Annotated in this window: 6 protein-coding genes; 1 reads left to right on the top strand and 5 read right to left on the bottom strand. The window is 31.9% G+C overall.

All coding sequences use genetic code 11. The annotated features are described in order from the left end of the window. From B3J44_RS11600 to menD, 5 genes are all read right to left on the bottom strand, one after another. On the bottom strand, positions 1 to 614 hold a 614-nt coding region (locus B3J44_RS11600), incomplete at its 3' end, for a metal-dependent hydrolase (protein ID WP_286968585.1). A gap of 28 nt (positions 615 to 642) precedes the next feature. Further along, positions 643 to 1605, bottom strand: coding sequence for a 1,4-dihydroxy-2-naphthoate octaprenyltransferase (gene menA / locus B3J44_RS11605; protein WP_286968586.1), 963 nt, complete (start codon positions 1603 to 1605; stop codon positions 643 to 645). Between the two features lie 85 nt (positions 1606 to 1690). After that, the gene (locus B3J44_RS11610) at positions 1691 to 2524 is read right to left on the bottom strand and encodes a 1,4-dihydroxy-2-naphthoyl-CoA synthase (RefSeq protein WP_012024845.1); all 834 of its coding nucleotides are present in this window, start codon (positions 2522 to 2524) and stop codon (positions 1691 to 1693) included. 705 nt (positions 2525 to 3229) lie between these two features. Next, on the bottom strand, positions 3230 to 4084 hold the full coding sequence (locus B3J44_RS11615; RefSeq protein WP_198855595.1) for a CvfB family protein: 855 nt from the start codon (positions 4082 to 4084) through the stop codon (positions 3230 to 3232). 286 nt (positions 4085 to 4370) lie between these two features. Beyond that, the gene (gene menD / locus B3J44_RS11620; protein ID WP_286968587.1) at positions 4371 to 6032 is read right to left on the bottom strand and encodes a 2-succinyl-5-enolpyruvyl-6-hydroxy-3-cyclohexene-1-carboxylic-acid synthase; all 1662 of its coding nucleotides are present in this window, start codon (positions 6030 to 6032) and stop codon (positions 4371 to 4373) included. Positions 6033 to 6211: 179 nt separating this feature from the next. Between menD and B3J44_RS11625 the strand changes: the two genes are divergently transcribed. Beyond that, a complete protein-coding gene (locus tag B3J44_RS11625) occupies positions 6212 to 7387 on the top strand; it encodes a thioredoxin family protein (protein WP_286968588.1) in 1176 nt (391 codons plus the stop codon). The last annotated feature ends 171 nt before the right edge of the window (positions 7388 to 7558 follow it).

Raw genomic sequence — 7558 nt, forward strand, 5'->3', positions numbered from 1 at the left:
CGAATTGCTTCTTCATGATTGATTTCGATGTAACCAAAAGTATCATAGTGGTATCCTAAAACTTTGTCGCATTCTACAAAATCTGAAGCGATAATAGCATCTTCAACATCCATTGTAAAGTTATTTCCAATTGGAAGAATAACTAAATCTAGTTTTGTGCGAAGTGGAATCAATTTCATATCGTAAGTCAAAGCTGTATCTCCAGCGATATAGATATTTTTATGTTCGCCTTCAATTACAAAACCTCCAGGGTTTCCTCCGTAAGAACCATCAGGAAAACTGCTCGAGTGAATTGCATTTACATATTTTACTTTTCCGAAATCAAATTTCCAGCTTCCTCCGTGATTCATTGGATGCGAATTGAATCCTTTTTTAGCATAATGGCTTGCAATTTCTGCATTAGAAACAATAACTGCGTTTGTATTTTTTGCAATAGCTTCAACATCTAAAACATGATCAGCGTGCGCATGCGTCAGTAAAATATAATCTGCTTTGATAGTACTCAGGTTGATTGCAGCAGCTTGCGGATTTCCGGTAATAAATGGGTCTACAATAATGTGTTTTCCTCCTACTTCAATTCCCAATGAAGCGTGTCCGTAATATGTAATTTTCATTTTGTCACTATTTAAGTTAAACATTGTGTTATCTTCCTCCTAAAAAGAGGTTTACAATAATGTCTGAAATCAAAGAAATCATGCATACTGTAAGTAATATAGAAAGCAAGAACGTGCTTAATGCCAGTTTTTTTAATTCTGGATCTAATAATTTTGGATCTTGATTTTTGTAAACTGTGATTAAATGTTTGGTCAATGGGATATATGCCAATAAAAACAAATATTGGTCAAAGTTATAATCGCTTAAAATAGCAAATACAACCACTAAAACCATTGCTGTAATAATCAAGAAGAAGTGATAATTTTTAGCTTTTTGAGCTCCAATTTGTACTACAATAGTATTTTTACCCGATTTTTTATCAGATTCCTGATCGCGCATATTGTTAAGATTTAAAACCCCAACACTCAATAATCCGATTGCAACAGCTGGAAGAATTAAAAGCGGTTCTACTTCTTTTGCATATAAAAAGTTTACGCCCAAAGTGCTCACTAATCCGAAGAAAATGAAAACAAATAAATCTCCAAAACCTCTATATCCGTAGGCAGAATTACCAACTGTGTAGCGAATTGCAGAAATAATAGCTGCGATTCCTAACAATAGAAAAAAGATTGAATACCCGAAATTGTCTTTTCCGAATGCAAAATAAATTAATATAATTGCAGATAATAAAGTCAAAAATGAAGTAATAATAATGGCTTTTTTCATTGCTTGAGGGGTAATTACACCGCTCTGAATAGCACGTTGTGGCCCCACTCGATCAGCATTGTCAGTACCTTTTACTCCGTCGCCATAGTCATTTGCAAAATTGGATAAAACCTGTAATCCTAGTGTTGTCAATAGAGCAAAACCAAAAACTTTCCAGCTAAATACTTCTGTTGGAGTGTTAATAGTTTCTGTTGGATTTGATAAAGCGTAAATGCTTCCAACTATAATTCCGGAAACTGATAAAGGTAATGTGCGCAATCTTGCGGCTTCAATCCAATGTTTCATTATTTGTTTTGTTTTTTTAGTTTCAGGTTTCAAGTTTCAGGTTCTTAACTTGAAACCTGAAACTTGAAACTATTTTATAACTTATTTATGGTAACCACTTATTTTCGCCGAAGTTTGGTTTTCTTTTCTCTAAGAAAGCATTTCTACCTTCTTTAGCTTCTTCGGTCATGTAAGCTAAACGAGTTGCTTCTCCTGCAAAAACTTGCTGTCCAACCATTCCGTCGTCTGTTAAGTTCATTGCAAATTTTAGCATTTTTATAGATGTTGGCGATTTTTGAAGAATTTCTTGTGCCCACTCATAAGCAGTAGCTTCTAACTCATCATGAGGAATTACAGCATTTACCATTCCCATTTCAAAAGCTTCTTGAGCAGAATAATTTCTACCTAAAAAGAAAATTTCACGAGCTTTTTTCTGACCAACCATTTTAGCTAAATATGCCGATCCGTAACCGCCATCAAAACTAGTTACATCAGCATCTGTTTGTTTAAAAATAGCATGTTCTTTACTTGCAAGCGTCATATCGCAAACTACGTGCAAACTATGTCCGCCGCCTACAGCCCATCCTGGAACTACTGCAATAACAACTTTAGGCATAAAACGAATTAAACGCTGCACTTCCAGAATATTCAAACGGTGCTGTCCGTCATCTCCAACATATCCTTGATGTCCGCGTGCATTTTGATCTCCACCGCTACAGAAAGAGTAAACTCCATCTTTTGTTGAAGGTCCCTCAGCAGAAAGTAAAACAACTCCTATTGAAGTATCTTCTTGTGCATCGTAAAAAGCTTGGTATAATTCTGAAGTAGTTTTTGGACGGAATGCATTTCTAACATTTGGTCTGTTAAAGGCTATTCTCGCTACTCCATTGCATTTTTTATAAGTTATATCTTCAAATTCTCTGGCTGTAATCCAATCCATTTTGATTTTTTTTTTAAAATAATTATACGGTAAAAATAAATCATTTTTACTACTTTACCTACTCAATCAGTCTTAAGTCTTTACTAAATTGACTTCTAATGTTAACAATTGGTATTTACCTACAAAAAATAACATTTTTTAACATTAGTTTAGAAAAATAATAATTAATTTTACACCCTAGAAATCAATGAGATACAAATTATTTCAAAGATTTTAGATTGATTTTCTTTCACTGATTTATTAACCTAAAAAATGATTTTTTTGAGAAAATTTAAAAAATTTGTCGCTCATTTTTTTAGGGTTTTAAGTAACAAACCTCGATTAAAAGAGCAAATGATTTATGTGTTTGTCGAAACTTCAAAAAGAAAAAAGTAACACCTAAGGTTAAATGTTAGAATTGTCTATTAATTAGTATAGAAATGATAACGAAAAGAGGAAAAAAGTACTAATTCACAACTTTCTAAAAGTTATATTATAAAACCAATGGATGAGCCGTGAAATTCTCTTTTTTGCTTTTAAGATAGGTGCATTGATTATTTAAAAGACATACCATCAATGGGACGATTTCTAAAATTCGTAAAGCTGTTGTTCTGAGATGGATTCGAATTATTTTATTTCTGTTTTTTTTTAATTACAATTTTTTTTAAAACTGAATAAAAAGCGAAAGGCTGCTCGTAATGAGCAGCCTTTTGTGTTATAATAAATTTATTCTTTTACAAGATAAATTCCATCTTCTTTAATTTCAATCAGTTTTTCTTTGTATAAAGATCCGATTGCTTTTTTAAATGATTTTTTACTCATTTTCAAAACAGTTTTAATATCTTCTGGATGAGAATTATCGTTTAATCTAAGAAAGCCTCTACTTGCTCTTAGTTCGCTTAATATTTTTTCGGCATTTGGTTCTATACTCTCAACACCTTGAGGCTGAAGCGCAACATCTATTTTGTTATCAGGACGAATGTTTTTAATATAGCCACGCATTCTATTTCCGGTTCTTATCGAATCATCATAAACTTCGTCTTTGTATAAAAGTCCTTTGTGGCGCTCGTTAATGATAACATTGATACCCATATCGGTAATATGCGAAACGATCAAGTCAACTTCTTCTCCTTTTTCTACTGTTAACTGATCATTGTTCAAAAATTGATTGGTTTTGCTGGAAGCTACCAAACGATTAGTTTGTTTGTCCATATATAGATAAACCAAATAACGTTTTCCCTTTTCCATCGGACGCGCCTGTTCTTTAAACGGAACCAAAATATCTTTTTCCATTCCCCAATCCATGAAAGCACCAACATTATTGATGTAATTTACTCTCAAAAGAGCAAATTCATTTAATAAAATATACGGAACTAAAGTTGTTGCAACTGGTCGCTGTTCGTGATCTAAGTAAACAAAAACGATTAATTCTTCACCAATTTCAAATACTTTTGGAACATATTTATTTGGAAGTAAAACATCGTGAATTCCATCAGGATCATTTTCAGGATCACCTAAAAACAAACCTACTTTGGTATCACGTAATATAGTTAGGGTATTGTATTTTCCTATTTCTAGCATTTTAATGTATTTCTAAGCAGTACAACTGCTAAGTTTCTGAGCCGCAAAGGTACGAAGTTTGAAGCGGTACTATGAAATTAATTTAACAAAACTTATACCGTAGTTAAAAATTAAAAAATCCCTTTATAGAATTGGGTTATAAAGGGATTTTGGTATGTGCGAAATTTAATTATTTAAAGACGCTTTCTTTTTTAAAGTGCAGAGTCAGTAAATATTTAGTGAATAGCACCAACGTTACAGCCGAAAAAATGATTAATAAGCATATTAACAAATATCTAATTTCAATTTAGTATAAGGATTTAAAATACTCTTTTAAGATTTTATCATTTTCGAATGTTGGCGTAAAAACTTCTAAAATACACGGCACATCATTAGAATTATACAAAGATTCTATTCCATTTTCTAATGACTCAACATTTTGAGCCGCAAAGTAATTCAATCCGTACATTTTTGCTAAATGTTCGGCAGTCAAGCTATGTGATGTCTCAAAATAAGTATTGAAAACAGGTTTTTCCTGATGTCCAGGTAAAATCCTGAAAATTCCTCCACCTGCATTATTAATTAAAATAATTTTGAAGTTTTTTGGAATATAAGAATTCCATAGCGCATTGCTATCATACAAAAAGCCAATATCTCCAGTAACAAAAACAGTTTGTTTTTCGTTTCCAAGCGCAGCACCTACTGCTGTTGATGTACTTCCGTCTATTCCACTCGTTCCTCTGTTACAGAAAACTTCAATAGAATCATCAATATCAATTAATTGCGCATAACGTATGGCAGAACTATTGCTAATTTGCAGCAAACTGTTTTTAGGCAACGATTCTATAACTTTTTCGAAAGCTTTAAAATCTGAAAACTCAATTTTACTTAAGTATTCCTTTCTTCTCTCTAATCTTGCTTTATAAACGGTATCAATGTTTTTGAAATAATTGCTCTTTACAAATACTGTTTTTGAAAATAGATCTTTAAAGAAATCATTTGGCTGCATTTCAAAATGTTTTGTCAAAGCGCCAAACGTATCGTAAGCACGTAAAGTATCAATATGCCAATGATGTTTTGGCTTATATTTTCTTAAAAAACCTTTTATTCTTTTTGAGACGACCATTCCGCCAAAAGTCACTAGAACTTCTGGATTAAACTGTTTAAAATCAAAATCATCAAAAGGTGTAATTAAAGTATCTATTGAATTAATGAAACTCTCATGATGAAGATTTGAAGTAGTTTCTGTAAGCACAACAACTGAAGGATCTGAGGCTAGATTTTCGATAATTTCTTGATCAATGCTATTGGCTTCATTTACTCCAACTAAAACTAATTTTCGCTTTGTATTATTCCAAACCGAAACAAACTCGTTGCTGTTTTCTATAATTTTTGAAAAATTTTCAAACTCAAGATTTGTGATTTTTGGCTTTACAGAAAGCTTTTCTGTAGTTTCATATAAAGGCTCTTCAAAAGGTGCATTGATATGAACTGGGCCTTTTTTAAGAATAGCTGTTTCAATGGCTAGATTTATTTTTAAATCATTTTCTTCTGATGCTTCTTCTGTTAAATTGGCATTGAAAACAGAATGATTAGCAAAAACATTTTCCTGACGAATGGTTTGTCCGTCTCCGATATCAATTTTGCTCTGCGGACGATCAGCAGAAATAACAATCAATGGAATCTGGCTGTAAAATGCTTCTGCAATAGCCGGATAATAATTTAATAAAGCTGATCCTGAAGTACAAACAACTGCTGTTGGCTGTTTCGTTTGCTGGGCAATTCCTAATGCAAAAAAAGCAGCACATCGCTCGTCTGCGATACTGTAACAGGTAAAATTTGGATTTTGAGCAAAACCAATAGTTAACGGTGCGTTTCTAGATCCTGGAGAAATTATAATATTAACAATGCCTTTGGCAGATAAAATTTCGATAATGCTTTGTGCAAGCGCTATTTTGGGGTAAATCATTCCGGTCGTGTATTACTATTTTTTTAAAGAAAAATCCTGATATAATTTTTCTTCATCTTGCTTACAAAGTTACAAACTTCGCACTTGATTTATATTATAATTAGGAATATATTAAGGCTGTTTCTCAAAAAAGGGAATATATTTGTAAAATCGAATAATTAATAAAAGCCAGACTTAATATGCGTTTCTTATTTATACTATTTTTATCTATTACTTTTCAAACCATTACTTCTCAGAATCAATTTGTTCCTGTTGATGTTCCATATAAAACGGCCTTAGAAAGTGCTAAAAAAGAAGGAAAACCTCTTTTTGTAATGCTTTATGCCGATTGGTGTCCACATTGCAATTTAATGAAAACAGAAGTTTTGAGTGATCCTACTGTAATAGATTTTTTGAATAAGAATTTTGTCTGCACTTACAAAAACATTGAAAAAGAAGAAGGAATTGCTTTAAAAGAGAAATTCAACACAAAATCGCTTCCTACTTTTTTATTTATCGATAGTAACGAAACTTTAATTTATGCTTTAAAAGGCGAATTGAAGAAACCAGAATTTCTTAACGAGCTTAATAATGCTTTAAACCCTAAGATGCAATTGCCTCATTTAGAAAAACAATTTCTTGCTGATCCTAGCAATTCAGATAAGTTCTTTTATTATTTAAATACTTTAAGAAAAGGAAAAGATAGAACGGAGTTGTCAATACCAACGCATATTTATTTGAATACACAATCTGATAAACAATTAGTTAGTGAATTAAACTGGCGTGTTATTGCAAATGGTGTTACTGATATTAAATCTCGAGAATTTCAATATGTTTTAAATCATCAGAAAGATTTTGCGGCAGTAGCTTCTCAAAGTCGTGTTGATCGTAAAATTGAAAGTATTGTAAATGAATTGCTTCGACCTTTGGTTGACAATTTAGATACTGTAAACTACTATAAACAAAGAGAAGTTGCAAAATCAATTCGATTGCAAAAAACAGACTCTTTAGTATTTAAATATGATTTGACATTGGCGGAGAGAACGGAGAAATGGGATTTTTATAAAAAAGTAACTCTTGAAGATACTCAGAAATTGGTTTGGAATGATGCTAGTTTCTTAAAAGACATCGGAAATACTTATTTTAAGCATATAAAAGACGCAGAAAGTTTAAAAAAAGCTATCTCTTGGGTAGATCGTTCTCTAGAATTAAATGATTCTTACGACGGAAATTTACTTGAGGCCAAACTTTACAATAAATTAAAAAACAAGAAAAAAGCTTTAGAATACGCCAAAAATGCCAAAGCTATAGCCAAAGAAATGGACTGGAATTCAAAGGAAGTAGACGTCCTATTAGCTGAACTCAACACCAAATAAACGACAACAATTACCAATGAGCATTATATTAAGACCTGCAACACCAAACGATTTGCAAAAGATTTTAGAAATTGTAAATCATTCTATTTTGCATACAACTGCTAATTACAGTTATGAAATTCAAACTTTAGAAGTTCAGACCAAATGGTTTGAAGATAAAACAGCTAAGAA

It is taken from the genome of Flavobacterium sp. UBA4854 (assembly GCF_002399805.1).
Taxonomy (GTDB): domain Bacteria; phylum Bacteroidota; class Bacteroidia; order Flavobacteriales; family Flavobacteriaceae; genus Flavobacterium; species Flavobacterium ginsengisoli.